Source organism: Virgibacillus kekensis (assembly GCF_042654125.1).
Classification (GTDB): domain Bacteria; phylum Bacillota; class Bacilli; order Bacillales; family Amphibacillaceae; genus Lentibacillus; species Lentibacillus kekensis.
Genome location: NZ_JBHSFU010000001.1, coordinates 95351 through 113469 on the forward strand (window position 1 = coordinate 95351; position 18119 = coordinate 113469).

The 18119-nt window shown below is 41.6% G+C and carries 21 protein-coding genes and 1 riboswitch; of the genes, 2 read left to right on the forward strand and 19 right to left on the reverse strand.

The genetic code is table 11. The features are described 5' to 3' along the window. Nucleotides 1-20 precede the first annotated feature (20 nt). The 12 genes from ACFO3D_RS00460 to ACFO3D_RS00515 form a co-directional block, all read right to left on the reverse strand. Nucleotides 21-1328, reverse strand: coding sequence for a DRTGG domain-containing protein (locus ACFO3D_RS00460; RefSeq protein WP_390292603.1), 1308 nt, complete (start codon nucleotides 1326-1328; stop codon nucleotides 21-23). Nucleotides 1329-1406: 78 nt separating this feature from the next. After that, a complete protein-coding gene (locus tag ACFO3D_RS00465; RefSeq protein ID WP_390292604.1) occupies nucleotides 1407-1628 on the reverse strand; it encodes a hypothetical protein in 222 nt (73 codons plus the stop codon). A gap of 79 nt (nucleotides 1629-1707) precedes the next feature. Continuing rightward, nucleotides 1708-2241, reverse strand: coding sequence for a hypothetical protein (locus ACFO3D_RS00470; RefSeq protein WP_390292605.1), 534 nt, complete (start codon nucleotides 2239-2241; stop codon nucleotides 1708-1710). Continuing rightward, complete coding sequence (locus ACFO3D_RS00475) at nucleotides 2234-2773, reverse strand: hypothetical protein (RefSeq protein WP_390292606.1); 540 nt, start codon at nucleotides 2771-2773, stop codon at nucleotides 2234-2236. Before ACFO3D_RS00475 ends, ACFO3D_RS00470 begins: the two co-directional genes overlap by 8 nt. 15 nt (nucleotides 2774-2788) lie before the next feature. Then, nucleotides 2789-3697: a type IV pilus biogenesis protein PilM gene (pilM, locus tag ACFO3D_RS00480; protein ID WP_390292607.1), complete on the reverse strand. Its 909-nt coding sequence runs from the start codon at nucleotides 3695-3697 to the stop codon at nucleotides 2789-2791. Between the two features lie 12 nt (nucleotides 3698-3709). Then, nucleotides 3710-4462: a prepilin peptidase gene (locus ACFO3D_RS00485; RefSeq protein ID WP_390292608.1), complete on the reverse strand. Its 753-nt coding sequence runs from the start codon at nucleotides 4460-4462 to the stop codon at nucleotides 3710-3712. 76 nt (nucleotides 4463-4538) lie between these two features. Further along, complete coding sequence (locus ACFO3D_RS00490) at nucleotides 4539-4907, reverse strand: prepilin-type N-terminal cleavage/methylation domain-containing protein (protein ID WP_390292609.1); 369 nt, start codon at nucleotides 4905-4907, stop codon at nucleotides 4539-4541. Nucleotides 4908-4923: 16 nt separating this feature from the next. Further along, nucleotides 4924-5007: riboswitch (cyclic di-GMP riboswitch) on the reverse strand. A gap of 43 nt (nucleotides 5008-5050) precedes the next feature. Continuing rightward, the gene (locus tag ACFO3D_RS00495; RefSeq protein WP_390292610.1) at nucleotides 5051-6250 is read right to left on the reverse strand and encodes a type II secretion system F family protein; all 1200 of its coding nucleotides are present in this window, start codon (nucleotides 6248-6250) and stop codon (nucleotides 5051-5053) included. 3 nt (nucleotides 6251-6253) lie between these two features. After that, the gene (locus ACFO3D_RS00500) at nucleotides 6254-7294 is read right to left on the reverse strand and encodes a type IV pilus twitching motility protein PilT (protein ID WP_390292611.1); all 1041 of its coding nucleotides are present in this window, start codon (nucleotides 7292-7294) and stop codon (nucleotides 6254-6256) included. A 12-nt stretch (nucleotides 7295-7306) separates the two neighbouring features. Beyond that, nucleotides 7307-8938 (reverse strand): GspE/PulE family protein, encoded by a 1632-nt coding sequence (locus tag ACFO3D_RS00505; protein ID WP_390292612.1) that lies wholly within the window; start codon nucleotides 8936-8938, stop codon nucleotides 7307-7309. 21 nt (nucleotides 8939-8959) lie between these two features. Then, entirely contained in the window at nucleotides 8960-9397 is a 438-nt protein-coding gene (locus ACFO3D_RS00510; RefSeq protein ID WP_390292613.1) for a hypothetical protein, read from the reverse strand. Beyond that, entirely contained in the window at nucleotides 9390-9806 is a 417-nt protein-coding gene (locus ACFO3D_RS00515) for a type II secretion system protein (RefSeq protein ID WP_390292614.1), read from the reverse strand. The genes ACFO3D_RS00510 and ACFO3D_RS00515 overlap by 8 nt, the downstream gene beginning before the upstream one ends. Before the next feature lie 62 nt (nucleotides 9807-9868). Here ACFO3D_RS00515 and ACFO3D_RS00520 point away from each other — a divergent pair, with 62 nt between their 5' ends. After that, nucleotides 9869-10648 (forward strand): PilW family protein, encoded by a 780-nt coding sequence (locus ACFO3D_RS00520; protein WP_390292615.1) that lies wholly within the window; start codon nucleotides 9869-9871, stop codon nucleotides 10646-10648. 36 nt (nucleotides 10649-10684) lie between these two features. Here the strand turns inward: ACFO3D_RS00520 and ACFO3D_RS00525 are convergent, their stop codons facing one another. From ACFO3D_RS00525 to ACFO3D_RS00550, 6 genes are all read right to left on the reverse strand, one after another. Further along, nucleotides 10685-11365: a metal-dependent hydrolase gene (locus tag ACFO3D_RS00525; RefSeq protein WP_390292616.1), complete on the reverse strand. Its 681-nt coding sequence runs from the start codon at nucleotides 11363-11365 to the stop codon at nucleotides 10685-10687. A gap of 72 nt (nucleotides 11366-11437) precedes the next feature. Further along, entirely contained in the window at nucleotides 11438-12988 is a 1551-nt protein-coding gene (locus ACFO3D_RS00530; protein WP_390292617.1) for a polyamine aminopropyltransferase, read from the reverse strand. 75 nt (nucleotides 12989-13063) lie between these two features. Further along, nucleotides 13064-13459 carry a DUF350 domain-containing protein gene (locus tag ACFO3D_RS00535; RefSeq protein ID WP_390292618.1) on the reverse strand — a complete coding sequence of 132 codons (396 nt, stop codon included), beginning with the start codon at nucleotides 13457-13459 and terminating at the stop codon, nucleotides 13064-13066. 13 nt (nucleotides 13460-13472) lie between these two features. Further along, nucleotides 13473-14120, reverse strand: coding sequence for a DUF4247 domain-containing protein (locus ACFO3D_RS00540; RefSeq protein WP_390292619.1), 648 nt, complete (start codon nucleotides 14118-14120; stop codon nucleotides 13473-13475). Between the two features lie 75 nt (nucleotides 14121-14195). Continuing rightward, on the reverse strand, nucleotides 14196-14864 hold the full coding sequence (locus ACFO3D_RS00545; RefSeq protein WP_390292620.1) for a PspA/IM30 family protein: 669 nt from the start codon (nucleotides 14862-14864) through the stop codon (nucleotides 14196-14198). 11 nt (nucleotides 14865-14875) lie between these two features. Next, a complete protein-coding gene (locus ACFO3D_RS00550; RefSeq protein WP_390292621.1) occupies nucleotides 14876-15388 on the reverse strand; it encodes a DUF4178 domain-containing protein in 513 nt (170 codons plus the stop codon). A 149-nt stretch (nucleotides 15389-15537) separates the two neighbouring features. Between ACFO3D_RS00550 and ACFO3D_RS00555 the strand changes: the two genes are divergently transcribed. Further along, nucleotides 15538-16635, forward strand: coding sequence for a M24 family metallopeptidase (locus ACFO3D_RS00555; protein WP_390292622.1), 1098 nt, complete (start codon nucleotides 15538-15540; stop codon nucleotides 16633-16635). A 327-nt stretch (nucleotides 16636-16962) separates the two neighbouring features. Here ACFO3D_RS00555 and ald read toward each other — a convergent pair whose 3' ends face one another. Further along, nucleotides 16963-18081, reverse strand: a complete 1119-nt coding sequence (gene ald / locus ACFO3D_RS00560; RefSeq protein WP_390292623.1) for an alanine dehydrogenase — start codon at nucleotides 18079-18081, stop codon at nucleotides 16963-16965. Between the last annotated feature and the right edge of the window lie 38 nt (nucleotides 18082-18119).

An 18119-nucleotide genomic window follows, 5' to 3' on the forward strand; every position in this document is an offset into this window, starting at 1 on the left:
TCGCTTAAGCTTTTTAGTTATCACCTATCTATCAGCTGGGCCATCAGCAGCCCTTTTCCGACCATCTTTTTATCAAAGTAAACTTCTATATCAATCTTGGCATACATCCGGCCGCTTTCAAGCACCTTTGGTTTAATTGTTAACTTACTATCTATCTGGACAGGTTTTATAAAATACACAGTCAGATTCTCGACAACGAGGTCACCTTTTTTATAGTGTCTCAACAGCCTGCTGCTTGCTTCAGTCATAAGTGCTGTAAATACCCCATTGGACAGTGTACCTAGCTGATTGGTCATCTGTGGTGTGACCTGTGCAAGAAATACGGTTGAATCTTCTTCTAGCGCCTGAATGTTACGTGAGACAATATCATCAATTGTTTCACCAATTTGTGGCTGCCGCTGAATTTGCTGAAGTGCCTTCAGGACATCCTGACGGGAAACAACCCCAAGCAGCTGCTGGGAAGGATCTACTACCGGCACTACTTCTATCCCTTCCCAAACCATCATGTGGGCAACATAGGCAAGTGAGGTTCGCCCCTGTACGACAATTGGGTTTCGTGTCATAACTTTTTCTACTAGGATGTCCCGGTCTTTACCAAGGACATCTTTAGACGTAATCATTCCTGTTACCCGCTCTTTTTCGTCCATCACAGGATAACGGGTGTGGGATGATTGCTCACTTAGCTCATACCAGCGGTGCAGGGGATCTTTAGCATAAAGATAAAAGGATTTATCATATGGTGTAAAGATATCGCCGACAGAGACTATTTCCTTTTTGATCAGTTGATCGTAAATTGCTCTGTTAATCATTGCTGCAACCGTAAAGGTATCATAGCTGGTCGACATGATTGGCAACTGTTTTTCATCTGCCAGCTGTTTAATCTCCTCGGAAGTATCAAAGCCACCTGTTATCAGGACAGCCGCACCCTCGTTTAGTGCTAGCTCATGGGCTTTTACACGGTTGCCCACGATAAGAAGCGACGCTGCTTCTGTATAACGCATCATCGCATCAAGCTGCATAGCGCCGATAACAAACTTGTTCAGTGTCTTATGAAGTCCTTCCCGTCCTCCAAGGACTTGTCCATCGACAATATTAATTACTTCAGCGTATGTCAGCCGTTCAAAGTTTTCTTTTTTCTTCCGCTCAATACGGATAGTCCCAACTCGTTCAATCGTGCTGACCAACCCTTGGTTTTCAGCATCCTTTATTGCACGGTACGCCGTTCCCTCACTTACATTGAGCGTTTTGGCAATTTGCCTGACAGAGATTTTATGACCAATCTCCAATGATATTATGTGCTGCAGAATCTGCTCGTGTTTCGTTGCCATACCGTTCACCGACTTTCAACTGTACTAGTCTTATTATGTACAGACTATTATACAGTTGATACAGCAAAACCTCAATATCTATGCCCTTTTTCGGACCCCTGTCCTATCCTGTTCCATAACTGGAGGTGGGGTCATACGCAAAAGTGTTGCAAAATTTGCTCCGACTACAAGCAAAAGGAACACCAACCATACACCCCAGAAAATCAATTCAGCCTGTGTTGCAGCCCCTGGAATCATTGGCCAGGCTGTATAGAGAAAAAATCCAGCTAAAAGTAAACGTAAAATTGCGTAATGACGCATGTCTATCCCTCCTCAAAATATCTTATGAGGAATCAGGTGAAATAAGAACTTTCTACGCTTCTGATACTAGAAAGAGCAGTTACTCTGTATAAAAAAATCTGAAAGTGAGTGTAAGACCAACATTTTTCTCTTTCTGCTGGATATTTATCGTCTCAATCTGGATTAGCCGATCAGCAGCACGAAGCCCTTCCATAAAACGATTGATATTCATAAGCGAACGTGATGAAGCATCCAGCAAATAAGTCACTTCCTGGAAAGTTGATTCCTTATTTTGCTGCTGTCCAGTAAGTTTGATCCCAGATTCTAAGTAGTCGATTGTCACATTAGCTGTCCCGGCAATTTTTTGTAGTTCCAGCAAGACATCGTCGGTTTTCTTATCAGCAGGTACTTTTGCGCGGACCTTTTTCACATTTTTATCTTCATTTTTTTCATTCACTTTAGTTGAAAGCCGCTCATACTGCTTTTTATATAATCCTAATTGTTTATCAAGTGAATTAACTTCAGTTTTCATTGGTGTTATAAACAGAAGGTATAATCCTAAATATAGAATAACCAACGCAATTATGACACCTGTAACCATGTACAAATTCTTTCTGGTGAATCCCTTAATCACGTTCGGCCAACTCCTTCCCCAACGCCTGCGTATCAGGCGTGACTGTCAGAGTCGCATGGTAGAATTCACCGGTTCTTACAACACTCGTTAACTGAATATCATTGATGTAAACCTGGTCCCCCATTGTACCGATATACTTAGCTATTTGTTCAAGTTCTGGAAATTTGGCCATCACTACAAGTTTCTTTTTTGAGGAATCATAGTTAATTAGTTGCCCGGGATTCTCCAGTAAACCAGTTACCTTTTTATAAAGGGTCAGGTTGTCTGGAAGAGCCGACTCCATGTCCGCAATATTTTTCTTAAGCTGATAAATATTTATTGCTTCTCTATCTGAATCCTGCTGGTTGATAAGCTTAGACTCTATCTCTGCCAATGCCAACTGTTTATTGTCAGTATCGGTTTGATATGTAACTTTCTGATAGAAAAAAATAGCAGTTAAGAGCACAAGGAAGATTATTAACAGGGCAACAGTAATAAGGTTAGTAGCAGTCTTTTTAGGTTGTTTTTCAAGGAAATTAATTTCTGTATTCATAACTACCACCCTTTTTTAATCAGGTTTTATTGACAGACCAAGAACATCGGTATATTTTTCTGCGAACTTTTCATGATTGAATGTATAAACGGGTAACGGAACAGTATCGATAAGTTGTTCTTTAGCCTCATTTAGGAAAGAGAAATCACCGGATAGCAACAACTGATTAATTCTGGATTCACCTTTTGTTATGGAGTACTGATAAAAATCGATGATCCTGTTAATTTCAATAAGATGCTCGCTGATAATCTGCATGGCATACTCTTCTGTCAGTTCCTCTTTACTAGTTTCTACCTTCATATATCGGGTAAAAATAGCTTTATGCTGCTGAAAGGCAGTTAGCACAAGGGAATCCTCATTCCAGTGAATTAGCAATACATGATTTTCCCCCGGCTGAACTGCATTTTTAAAATAATACCGGTAAACAGATAATGACGTAAGATCGGCGCCTGTTGGTTTCAATCCCGCATCCTCAAAAGACACTTCAAAGGCATGCAGTTTATCCTTTGGGTAAGCAAACAGCAATGCATCCCGACTTTCCCCGTTTGCCTCCAGAAACTCGGTAGCGATCGCTGGATTAGCAAATGGCAGATAAAAACTGTTGCCAAGCTGTGTTCTAATATACCCCGAAGACTCCTCCTGGGTCAGCGCAGAAGGGATTTGGACCTTTCTTATTACGACGGTATCATCCGGAATGGCAAAGTGGAGCTTTTTCCGTTTCCATTTGTGGGTTTGGACAAGATCCTCAATTATTTTATAGAAAGCAGATTTGTCCACAATTGTACCGTCCTTAATAGTACCAGCAGGTAGTGTAATCTCCCCATGCGATGTAATCCCCTCGGTTGAAGGGTTCTTACTATACGCGTATCTTAAGACCTTGTTTGTTATCACGATATTAACTCTGCCCTGATTTAAAAAGTTCATTGTGTCACCTGCCTAACTGAAATTAAAATACCAATCTATCAAAAAATCACCGTAAAAATATGTAATGATCGTACCAACAACTATGTAGGGACCAAAGGGGACCGGCTGTTTTCGGCTAATTATTTTTAATGAAAGCAATGCTATTCCAATAATGGCTCCAATCATACAAGAGAGAAAGAAGGCCAACAGAACTTCTTTTACTCCGAGAACCAGACCTATAACTCCAAATAGTTTCATATCTCCGCCGCCCATCCCGCCTCGGCTTATAAGAATAATAACTGCAATAACAAGAGCACCGGTTAAACATCCTGCTGCCGCTGACCACCATGGATCAAAGGGAACGATCACTCGCATAATGAGGAGTAACGGAAAGAAGAACAGCAAAACCTTATTAGGGATAAGCATATACTTTATATCTGTAACCAAAATAATTATTAGCATGGACATCAGGAGAATTGCGGTAACCAGCTCAGGATTGAATCCGATTTTAACATAACTTATTGCAAATAAAACGCCGGTTAATAGTTCGATTGCTGGGTATATGTATGAGATGCTCGCTTTACAGTGTCGGCATTTAGCCCCCTGGATTGCATAGGAGAGAAGCGGGATATTTTCATACCATGTAAGCTGATGTTTGCAGTTCAGACAAATTGATCTATCGTTTGCAAATGGAATATTTTTTGGAAGGCGTAATCCTACTACGTTGAAGAATGAGCCGAAAATCAGGCCCATGAGGAAGAAAAAGAATGTTAGAAGGGTTTCCATGGTTGTTGCTCCTTGATAAAAATATAGTAAATTTTAAGAAAACGCCCTGCAGCATTGAAGCAAGGCGTTGTTATCATTATTGAATGAATTCAAATTCCGCACTACCATTATCCAGAATAGTTACTTTTACTTTTTTTGATTCATCATAAGGTTTATCTGTACCTGGAACGTCTGGTATTTCTTCTAAATATCCTTCGTCGTGTAGTGTTTTTAAAGAATACTCATCGCTAGCAGATTCTACGCCACTAACATGAGCCAACCTAGCAGCATTCTCAAACAACTCAGCATTCGCCTGTTCTGCTTTTGTCTCTGAATCACTGATTACATTCCCTACCGCCGGTACCGCAATCGCCAAAATAATAGCAAGAATAGCAATCACAGCAAGTAGTTCCACCAGGGTAAAACCTTTTTCTTTTTTCACCAGCTTCTTTATACTTCTTAACATAAATACCGCTCCCTTATATGTATTCGGCCGGTTGCACTACTCACTCCCGTCTGCCAAAGTGCCCAAATAGAGGCAGACGTTCACCGTATCCTACTTTTTTCCTACTTTCATTATAATATATTCATAGATAGATATCTACAAGATTATTGAATATTTTCAAATAATGAAAACATCGGTATGACCACCGCGGTTATTATCCCACCTACTAGAACAGTCAGGATGATTATCATAAGCGGTTCAATCAATGTCTTAATCCGTGCTGACAACTGCTCAACTTCTTCTTCATAAAAATCAGCAGCTTTCTTTAACATCTGATCTAGCGTTCCTGTCTTTTCTCCAATTTGTATCATCTGGACAACCAGTGCTGGAAAAGCCCAGTGACCCATCATTGGCGTTGTCAGAGATTCGCCCTGCTCCAGAGAACGTCTGGACTTAATCAAAACTTCCCGGATAACACGGTTTCCCACAACTTTTTCAGTAATTTCTACTGATTGCAAAATTGGCACGGAACTGTTGGCAAGCGTGCTTAGCGTCTGTGTCATTCGGACAAGTGCACCCTTATGGACAAGAATACCGAGGAACGGAAACTTCATTCGAATTCTGTCTATCCGAAAAGCGAAAGCCTCTTTTTGGATAAGATACCTATAGATAGCTACACAAAGGATTCCAACGATAACCAACACCCACCAGAACGAACCGACCCATTCACTTAGATTAAGCACAAATTTTGTGTACGGCGGTATTTCTTCCCCAAAAGAATTAAACATACCAACAAATCTTGGCACAATATATACCAACAGAAAAATACTCAGTAACATTGTTACAATGCCTACCACTGACGGATACATCAAAGCCGAAACGATTCGTTGCTTATTCCGGTACTCTCGTTCGTAGTAGTCCGCCATCTCGCTTAGAATTTCATCCAGCTTACCGCTTGCCTCCCCTGCGCGTATCATATTGACAAGGAGCTCAGGAAACACTTTGGGGTGCCGCTTTGCTGCAGTTGACAAAGCCTGTCCTTGGTCGAGCTGTTTATCAATATCAACCAAAGCCTTTTTAAGCACTTTATTCTCTGTTTGCTTGATCATTGTTTTAGTGGAATCAGAAATTGAGATACCGGCATGGATTAATGTAGCATACTGCCTAAGGAAAATAACAAAGTCTTTCACCTTTACTTTTTGGGATAAATTAATGTCTTTGTTCCATGGTTTCGTTTCTGTCAGCTCTACAATAATCAAACCTTTTTGCTCCAGCTCATTTAGAGCTATCTGCCGGGTATCTGCATCAATTTTCCCTCTGATTTTTTGTCCAGCATTATTTCTTCCACTGTATTGGTAATTCATGTCCTACATGCCTCTTTCCTGCATGAAAGGTGACGCTGTTTCATACGTGATTATATCCTGTTGTAAGAGACGTTTCAAATCCATTTCCAACGTGTGCATTCCTTGTTCTTTAGATGTTTGCAGCACATTCTGGATTTGATAAAGCTTGTCATTGCGAATCAGATTTTTAACCGCATTCGTGTTCATTAAAATCTCAGTTGCTATATTGCGGCCTTTATTATGTTTAGTAATCAGTAATCGCTGGGAAACTACGGCTTTCAGTATTGTCGCCAACTGGATACGAATTTGAGTTTGCTGCGCCGGTGGAAACACATCAATTATGCGTTCAATCGTCGAGACTGCATCCGAAGTATGTAACGTACCAAGCACAAGGTGTCCAGTTTCAGCAGCGGTAATGGCAGTTGCTATCGTTTCTAGATCCCGCATTTCTCCCAACAAAATAACATCAGGGTCCTGACGCAAACTCCCCCGTAAGCCATCGGCAAAACTGGTTGTATCAAATCCAACCTCCCGCTGGTCGATGATAGAGTGCTGATGACTATGGATATATTCAATGGGATCTTCAAGTGTAATAATATGCCGGCGCATTGTCTTATTCATATAGTCAATCATCGAGGCAAGCGTTGTGCTCTTGCCGCTCCCGGTCGGTCCCGTAACCAAAACGAGTCCCTGTTGATAATTAACAATCTGCCTCGTAATGGCAGGTAAGTCTAAATCCTCCATTGAAGGAATTGTGGTAGGAACAATCCGGATTGCGAGCGATAATTCTCCGCGCTGATAAAATGTGTTTATCCTGAATCTGGACAACCCACTAATCCCATACGAGAAATCAAGCTCCCGATTTTTTTCAAGCTTACTCCAAAGCTGTTCAGGAATGATTTCCTTTACAATTTGTCTAGTGAAGTCAGGTGCAAGCTTTTCGCCTGGCTGTTCAATCAATTGACCATTAACCCTGAAGATGGGAGCTTTCCCGATTGTTAAATGCACATCCGACGCTTTTTGGTGAAATGCCTCCCTCAACCATTTATCAAATTGTTCTTTCATAGAAATCTCTCCTTACAGACTGATTGAGACCTGCATGATCTCCTCTATAGTTGTCAGACCTGCCCTCACCTTCTCAAGCCCATCCTCCATAAGAAATGCCATACCTTGTTCTTCGGCATAATCCCTGATTTCTTTTAATGGCCTATTATTCAGCAACATACTTCGGATTGTTTCATCAATCACAAGTACTTCATGAACTGCCAGTCGGCTACGGTATCCACGCTGATGGCAGCTGCTGCATCCTTCACCAAAATATATAAATTCAGGCTCCACGCCATTCCGCGCAAAAATTTCTTTCTCCATTTCAGTTGGTTCCCGTTTCTCCCTACAGTCCATGCAGATTTTCCGGACGAGCCGCTGTGCCACTATTCCGTTCAATGCCGAGACAGCCAGATAAGGCTCTATTCCCATATCAAACAAACGTGGCACTGTATCAATTGCACTGTTGGTATGCAGGGTACTGAAAACAAGATGGCCGGTAAGTGATGCACGAATAGCAATTTCAGCAGTTTCCTGATCACGGATTTCCCCAACCATTATGATATTGGGGTCCTGTCGCAAAATCGATCGAAGACCATTCGCAAACGTAAGTCCAACTGAGCTATTCACCTGTACCTGGTTGATACCGTCTAGCTGAAATTCAACCGGGTCTTCAACCGTAATAATATTGTCTGCTTCCTTATTCAAAAAGTTCAGTGATGCATAAAGTGTGGAGGTTTTCCCAGAACCGGTCGGCCCTGTAAGTAGGACAAGCCCAGACGGCTGTGAGATCAGCTGCCGATACTTCTTATGGTTTTCCTGAGAAAAATTCAATTCGCTTAGTTGCATCAATGCATTATTTAAGTCAAGGATTCGAATGACGACTTTTTCACCATGAATTGTTGGAAGTGAGGAAATCCTCAGGTCCACCGGGGTTCCTGCTATAGCTGTCTTAATCCGGCCATCCTGCGGTAATCGTGTCTGTGTGATATTCATATCGGCGAGAATTTTTATTCGGGCAACCAAAGAATTCTGCATATGCTTGGTAACAGTGTTTTCCGTCTGCAGACGGCCGTCAATCCGGTATCGTACGATTATATTGGATTCCTGTGGATCGATATGTATATCACTGGCACGCAGCTGCACTCCTGTATTCAGGAGTTGATCCAGCAATCGTATAACCGGTGCCTCGTCATCTGCAGTTCCATTGCTGTATTCCACTCTTACTTCAGTTTCTTTTTTAAAATAAAACTTATTAATTGCATAAAGAATGTCGTCCTTCGTTGCAATAGCAGGGGAAATACTGTAACCGGTAGCCATTTCCAGGTCATCAATTATGTAATAATCCATCGGGTCTTTCATTGCCACGACCAATGTATTATCCCGAACCTGAAGCGGCATAATGTAGTTCTTCTGAGCGAGTTCTTTGGGAATGTAACCTAGTGCTTGTTCTTCGATAGGGTACTGATAGAGTGATACATGCGGAATACCCAGCTGAAACTCCAACGCCTCAATTAACTGTCGCTCCGTGATATACCCGCGTTCAAGCAATGCGTCACCAAGTTTTTGCTCATCTTTTTTGTTTTCCAAAGCATCACTGATCTGTTCAGCTGTAACTAAACCTGCATCTTCCAATAAATCACCAAGACGTTTTCTTGCAATCATTTGTGACACCTCATTCCCTTTTTAGTGTTCTAGATTAATCGTAATCTGACCCTCTTTTGTTTCCACTGCACGAAATGCCTTGCCTTCACTCGTATATATAATTGTGATGGTGGCAGTCTCATTTGTAATTACTTCCGGTTCTGTTTGCAGCTGCGTTATTTTAAAAGAATGATTATTATCAATAGCCACTTCAGGCACGTTTTCTGGTAAGTGAGCGACGAAATCTTTTAAACTACTAACTGGTCTTTGCTTGTCATGATAATTCATGACAAGCTGGTAGTAATACTCGACACCCATATCGGCAATCAACTGGGCATCAATATTCTCTTCCATTGTGGCCACCTGTTTCGTTGTATTAGAAACCTGTGAAAACTGTGCCAGTATAAACAGCATCAGGAGGGTTATCACCATTAAAGTCACTACTAGCACAGCGCCTCGTTCACTTTTTAAATTACTCATCGCGATCACCTGAAATATATGTATAAGATTCACTGACAAGGCTGCCGTCTGGCGTATATATATTTATTTTCGTCCGATACAGATTAACTTCTTTTTCATTACATACATTTATCCTGGCTTCATATTCACCAAGATAATTGCTGAAGAATACATCATCCGGCTGATACTCCGGACAGTCAGAAATGTCCCCTTGGAACAGTTCACTTACCGTGATGTCCTTTACATCTTCGGCAACCTCGCTTAACAAGTTACTGGCTGTTAAATTATCACTCGTTTTTCCATTCCAGCTGCTGATTTGCGGAAATATTGGCAAAAAAGCTATCACAACTATCCCAAGTATCGTAATAGATGCTATAATCTCTATAAGGGTAAATCCGTCACTGTTTAATTGTCGAAATCTGGTAAACAAGCGTTTTCACCCCTTGGATATGACTTTTTACCTATTATAGCACGATTCGGGATGTGAATAATATGCCAATTCGACATTTTTATAACCAAAAAGGATTAACGTTAGTAGAATTACTTGCATCTATATCGCTATTTGGTATCGTAATCGTACTGGCGTCGTCTATTCTCTTTCAGTCGTTGGACAGTGAAGAAACAACTTCCAATCAAATCTCGTTGAGTCAGAATACCAACGTATTGATCAGCGAGCTACGGAATCAGTATAATCAAGGTGAGACAGATCTCTGTTTTAACGAAAGCAGTAATCTTACCATTAAGGATTACACGATAAAAAACGGAGAATCTAATCTTTATATAACCGATAACTGTATCAACGGTGTCTCCAATCAAAAGCCGCTTTTCATCGATCTCGTCGCTACAACCCAATCAGGAGTCAGCCTGCCTGTTAAAACTACCTTTTCCCGCCAGGAATCCTATACCTTAAATATAACTGCAACTAACCCTGACGATTTTAAGGAAGGGAATATTGAGGATTGTACCTTTGATGAGAATGTTAAATTCAACGAAGAAATCATAATAAAAAATAAAAAAAACGAGGTCTGTAAAAACAAATATAACTTCAATGAACATGTTGCTTTTATGAATGGAATTACCATACACAACAAAGTAACAATTGTGGCTCATAAAAACTTTTATTTAAGAGGGGTGATTAACTTTAAAGGGTCTAAAGGAGAATTGTGCATTAAGGGCAAATTTGAAAGGGGAGAGGAAATTTCCGAGTTGGTAAAAGAAACCTCTACATGCTTTGAGCCTGAAGGTTATTCGATTTATCATATAACGCGATAGAAAAAAACGTGAGCACCGTCGCTCACGTTTTTTATCCTACATTTCCAGTGATTCACCTATCTTCATCGCCAAACCTTTACCGGTCTTCACATTAGCAGCAAACTCATCCGGATTCTGCTCGATGACCGGGAATGTATTATAATGAACCGGTACTACCATTTTGGCATTTATCCAGTCAGTTGCCACCAGCGCATCATCTGGCCCCATTGTAAAGTTATCCCCAATTGGAACAAATGCAATATCGATATCATTCATGTCTCCAATCAATTTAAGGTCACTGAATAGCCCAGTATCGCCAACATGATAAATGGTTTTTCCGTTAATTGTAAGCAGAATACCCGCTGGCATCCCGGTATAAATAATCGTACCATCCTCTTCTGTGAATGAGGATCCGTGGAAGGCCTGTGTGAACTTCACTTTTCCAAAATCGAATTCACGTGCGCCGCCAATATGCATCGGGTGGGTATTCAAGCCTTTACCGTCCAAATAGTTTGCAAGCTCATTAGGTGCCACAACCAGCGCATCATTACGTTTAGCAATTGCTTCAGTGTCCCCAACGTGGTCGTTGTGACCATGGGTCAGCAGAATAACGTCTGCCTCGACCTTATCAGCATCCAAATCGCACTTTTCGTTTCCTGAAATAAATGGGTCAATCAAAATGGTGTGACTGTCTGTTTTAACCTGAACCACAGAATGTCCATGATAAGAGATTTTCACGTTAATCGCTCCCTTTCAATTTTTTCCGCTTTAAATAAATTCGATAAAACTAACCGTTTTTCCTTTACCCGTTCAGTAATTTTTCCAAGCACTTTCGTAAAGCTGAATTAGATTGGGATCTATTAAGGTGTTGACCTCCAGTGAAAACAAATTACCATTCTTATCTTTTATCCGCTTGTCCTCATCCCTGCCAAATTCCGTCAATCCTTCCAACATATCACTTGTCAAGTACCTGGTCTCTTCGCTGATTGTTATACTGCTTAAGTCAATCGGCTTTCTGCTCGCCATTACAAATCCCCAGTTGCCAAAGCTCGGAACATCCGTATGGAGATTCTCAGTTGCCATACCTGTGGCCGCCACTGTTTCAGCAATAGTCCAGTATACTTTTGTGGCGAATACCGGACTCGTCGCCTGAATCATCGCTGCTCCATCGGGTAAAAGATGATTACGGATCAGCGAATAGAATTCCTTTGTGTACAACTTGTTCAGACTCTCATTATTAGGGTCCGGCAAATCTACTATAATTACATCATACCAGTCTTCACTATCTTCAAGAAACTCAAATGCATCCCTATGAATGATTTCAACTTTTTCATTGGTCAGGGACCCCTGATTAAGCTGCAGAAGCTGTCGGTTCGAATTTGCAAGCTTCGTCACAGCAGGATCCAAATCGACCAGCGTTATTTCTTCTACACTTTCATACTTAAGAACTTCTTTTGCTGCAATCCCGTCTCCACCGCCAAGAATCAGCACGTTTTCAGGGTCACTGGCATATTCCATGGTCGGATGAACTAGTACCTCATGATAACGATATTCATCGGTGGAACTAAACTGAAGGGACCCATCCAGATACAGCCTGACATCGCTACCATCCCGGGTAAGAATAATTTTCTGATATTTACTTTCTTCCATGTGGATAATGGGATCTTTATACAACTTCTGTTCAAACTTAAATGCCATCGCCTCTCCGAAAAACAGACCCGCCAGTAGCAAGATTCCTATAACGCTACCAATTAGCGCATGTAAAGAAAATCTGCGTATTTCTTTTCGGAACAGCCAAAGTACAATTAAAGCGACAGAGAGGTTAATACACCCAACAAAAAATGCAGATTTCACCATCCCAAACTGTGGCCGCAGTAAAAATACAAATAGCAACCCGCCAATCAGTCCGCCGGCGTAATCTGAAAACAGAACCCGAGCAGTACTCTTATTCAAGGTTACCCCAATCTCGTTCGCTTTCCGGATTAGTATAGGAAGTTCAATACCAGTGAGTGCGCCAACAAGAAAGGTCACAAGATAAAGATAAAATGCATCCGTTCCAGACGGTGCAAATGCAGTTATCCCAAACATGGTAAAACTTGAAAAACCGCCGATCAGTGCCACACCAAACTCAATATAAATAAACGTGATGACCAGGTTCTTCATCACCCGCTCGCTGATACTGGCGCCAATTCCCATACCTGTCAGAAAGAGCGAGATGGTCAGCGTATACTGTTTCACGCCATCGCCCAATATGTACGATCCCAGTGCCCCAAACAGCACTTCAAAGATAATGCCACAAATGGATACAATTCCCGAAGCCCAGTAGATAAAATTACTCTGTTTTATTGCTTTATCGTCCATTAAATCCTCTCCATGTTCAAGCCCAGAAATAATATAGCGGCCAGGTTCTCAGGCTGGCCGCTTGTTCTTTTCTTTTTACGTTATTGATGCTCCGATCACAAAGGCAAGCCCGATTGACACACCCATTGAAATTGTACCAACTGCAACATTATTCTTCAGAAGCTGTTCTTCCACTGAAAATTTTCGTGTTAACGCTTCAAACAAAACGTATGCCAGCATCTGCAGGATAACCCCATACGCACCCCAGATAATCGTCTCATAAATCGCTGTGCTATGATAGATCGCAAACGCAAGCACAATACATATCCCGATTATTTTTCCAGCGATTGACATCGCAACCGCCTGGTTCCCCTTTAAAACCTCATCCATATCTTTATATTTTTTTGTCATATTCTCAAAGATTACCAAACCAATAAATACGATTAAAACCGATACTGCAAAATAAACAAACGTCGCTATATATGGTCCCATTTTATCACTCCTTTTATTTTCCTGCTCCGGGTCCGCCGCCCCTGAAAGAGGTATTTCCACGGCCTGGCGCTCCGTACATTTTACTTGTATAGCCTCCGTAACAATTTCCTGTCCTGCACTCCCTTGTTCTCCGCTTACCCCAGTCGTCGACATCGAGGACATCATCCAGAAGACGTATTGCGAAATATGTAGTCAAGAAATTCGGCGAATAATTGCGCCGGACAAACTCATCATCTGCAACTTCAATTAAAAGTACGTCCTTATCATCTTCACTCACTCTAAGCGTGACGAAGTGTTCAGGATAAATCAGAATTTGCCGGTTGTCTTTAACTTCACTTCTTTTTTCAGGCTCCATCGCTGCAGTTAATGCTGATTCCAGTTGAGGTAATGTAAATGCTGTCGTAGCGTATATATTCGCTTCACGATTCCCCTCTCCAGCCACTACATCAAGTAATGTAAAATTAGCCTGAATAATATCGTCAATTTCCTTACTGGTATTGCTTTTGATTTTTGACTCGAGTTCTTCCCGGGAAGGTTCCTGCGGTACATCATCAGCTGTTATATCTGTATCCTGCATACCCCTATCCAGAAACGGTGCACAACCGGCGGCAAACAGACTTATGAATAATAAAGATATCAATACGCTCCATTTCCTTGTCAAACAGATCCCCCCTTCCATCCATATTAAAATACCGAAGAGATGGGACAGACCCTTTAATGTCTGCCCCGATTGTAGTTATTCTTTGCCCATTTTCTTTTTAAGAGCGGCCAGTTCATCGTCAACATCATTCTTATTTAAATCTTCAAACTCATCGTCCAGTGAGCGGCTTTCCTGCGATAAATCTTCACTTGTCTCAGCTTCCGCTTCAAACTGCATGACCTTCTCTTCCATGCGTTCAAATCCTTGCTTGGATTCATCGTTACCAATAGAGGACATGGTACGGTTCATTTTAGTTCTTGTTTTGGCTGATTCAGCACGTGCCTTTAACGAGTCTTTCTTTAGCTTCATTTGCTGATACTCTTTTTTCATTTCATCAAGCTTGTTTCGAAGCACATCAGCATCACTCTTCGCACGTTCCCATGATTCCTTCATCATTGTAGCCTGACTTTCATGTTCGCCTTTGTCGGCAAGTGCTCTACGTGCAAGGTCATCATTTCCTGATTCAATAGCCTGCTCAGCCTGCTTCTGACGTTTCTCCACCATAGCCTGTGCGTCGTCTGCTTTACGTTTGAGCATTTTCTCGTTGGCAATCTGTTTTGCCACCGCTGCTTCAACCTCACGTATATCCTCGGACATATCCCGCATAAACTGATCAAGCATTTTCACTGGATCTTCAGCCTTATCTAGCATAGCATTCATCTCTGAACCTACAACCGTTTTAACTCGTTTAAAAAATTTAAACATAATAATCCTCCTTAATTTGATCCTGCCAGTATTTTTATTTCATATGATTCTATTGGATAGCCGTAGCTGGCTTCCGTTTCTGTTCCCCATGATTCAAAACTCAGGAAATGATTCTCGTCGTCTGTACTGTAATCTGCATAATTAGTTTCTGTCCCATTCAGATTGGAACTGCGACCTTCTCCGGTCACACGCGCTGTACCGGATTCTTCCAGATAATATTTCCTGTCTTCATATGATAACTCTTTTGGATAGGGCTTGGATACAGGATATTGTATTTTTTTATAAACGCCCAGTTCGAGCTCATCATCCATTTCTGCAGACAGCCAGATTGTATCCCTTCCTTCCAGCAACTGATAGCCATACCACTCATAACTCCCGTCCCGATACGTAATCTTACCGACAACTTCAAAATCCCTCAGGTCGTAGGTTATAATATCACCTATCTGAATTGATAGTGCCGTGCGCTCTTTCGGGGCAGGTTTCTGCTGCTTATTTTTAGAGAAAAGATTTGAAAACAGACCCATTCTTTCACCTCACATACTATCCAATTATACTTCTTTATGTATTACGGTTTATATTCTCAAAGGTTTCATTTTTTGATCAACAAGTCCTACTGTTATTAAAGATAGTTTCTTTTGTTATAATAAAATCATCAACTAAAAGGGGTGTAACAATGACCAACAGACTCGATACATTATTAAACGAACTAAGAAAGCAGAACCTGGACAGTATGCTCGTCACATCAAAAGCTAACTTTTACTATCTAAGTAATTATTACACCGAACCACATGAACGTGTAATTGCTGTGTACGTCAGCAAGTTCCATGATCCATTATTGATTATTCCCTCAATGGAAAAAGAAGATGCGCTCGAGGCTGGATGGAAACACAAACTTATTACATATAGTGATCATGAAAACCCATGGGAACTATTTCAAAACTACCTTAAAAAGAACGACAGTACTCCTGCATCAACTGCGCTTGAGTATAATGATCTTTCACTCGAACGCTACCAGCAAATCAAAGCGGTTCTGCCAGGTGCAGAGTTTGCTGACGGACAGGAAATTTTGGCAAACTTACGTGTAATTAAAAGTAATGAAGAGTATGAACTTCTGCAGGAAGCGGCAAAACTTGCTGATTTTGGAGTAAAAACCGGAATTGAAGCAATAAGTGAAGGTGTTTCAGAAATGGAGATTATCGGCAAAATTGAATTTGAGCTAAAAAAGCAGGGAATCCGTGAAATGTCATTTACCACAATGACTCTTTCAGGGGCCAAAACAGCCTCCCCACACGGCACTCCAACCTCCAGAAAAATCAGTAAAGGAGATATGGTGCTTTTTGATCTAGGCGTTATCTATCAGGGGTATTGCTCGGATATCACCAGAACAGTTGCATACAAATCCGTTACACCTGAACAGGAAAAAGTTTATAACACTGTTCTAGAAGCAGAGAAAAGCTCGATTCATGCTTCACAAATTGGTACGCCTGTCGGAGACTTGGATAAAGCAGCGAGAAACTATATCGAACAGGCTGGTTACGGAAAATACTTCACCCACCGGGTTGGACACGGCATTGGAGTAGAAACACATGAATATCCTTCTATGCATTCCAACAACAAGCTGCCACTGAAGGCAGGTATGTGCTATACAATCGAGCCGGGAATTTATGTTCCAGGCACTGGCGGGGTACGGATTGAAGATATGGTATTCATGACCGAAGATGGACCAGAGATACTAACCAAATCGCCAAAAGAACTTCGGGTTATCGATTAAATAAAGTTATCCTAATACGGAGACAGATACACAGCATGCGAAATTTTGGCGATTTCGCATGCTATTTTTTATCCTCTATTTTTCTTCTCTAGGTATCCGCAGGCACTTATACGAAGTTTAGCCAAGTTTGCCAGTAGCTTCGAGCCCTCATCATCTCGATGAACGGCGTTTGACCAGGTCCTCCACTTCCTTCGACCTCTCATAACCCTGATCCCACGGCATTTCACCGGGGAAACCTTAAAATAACCAAAAAATAGCAGGGAGATTGGAGATTTATGAATAAACCAGCCTGCTATTTTATTCAGGAGCATCTCAAATAGGCACTCGTTACTTACCTAACAGACTGTGTACGTCATCATAGTGGAGGCCATGTGATTCAGCAACAGCTTCGTAAGTTACATATCCGTCTAATGTGTTAATTCCTTTCAAAAGTGCCTCATTGTCAAGGCATGCCTTTTGGTAACCTTTATTTGCCAGCTGAACAGCATATGGTACCGTAACATTTGTCAGGCCGATTGTGGAAGTCCGCGGCACCGCACCTGGCATATTGGCAACAGAATAGTGAACTACCCCGTGCTTTGTAAAGGTCGGATCATCATGTGTGGTTATCCGATCACTTGTTTCAAAAATACCACCCTGGTCGATGGCGACATCCACAATTACCGACCCTTCATGCATTGCCTTAACCATATCTTCACTGACAAGTTTTGGCGCCTTGGCACCAGGGATCAGTACAGCTCCGATCACTAGGTCTGATTCGGCAATGGATTCACTAATATTCATTGGATTGGATATCATCGTATTAATTGAGGAACCAAAGATATCATCTAGCTGACGAAGACGCTCCGGATTTAGGTCGATGATAGTCACATCAGCACCTAACCCAACTGCAATTTTAGCTGCATTGGTACCAACGACTCCTCCGCCAATAACCGTAACTTTTCCGCGTTTTACCCCTGGTATCCCAGCAAGCAAGATACCTTTTCCACCTTTGGATTTTTCAAGGAACTGAGCGCCAATTTGAGCAGCCATGCGACCAGCAACTTCACTCATAGGTGTCAGGAGCGGCAGCGAGTTATTCTTTAGTTGAACTGTCTCATAGGCTATGCCGACAACTTTCTTATCAATCATTGCCTTTGTAAGTTCAGGCTCTGCAGCCAGATGTAAGTAAGTAAATAATATAAGCCCCTCATAAAAATAATCATATTCTTCCGGCAAAGGTTCTTTAACCTTCATGACCATTTCCTGCTCCCAGGCTTCCTTTGCAGTTTCAACGATCACTGCGCCTGCTTCTGCATATTGGTCATCAGTAAACCCAGAACCTAGCCCTGCACCGGTCTCCACGTATACTTCATGGCCGGACGACCTAAGCGTTAGTACGCCAGCCGGTGTCATAGCTACACGATTTTCATTATTTTTCAACTCTCTAGGTACCCCAATATTCAATGATATACCCTCCCAACTAGATTTCTGCTTTATTTATT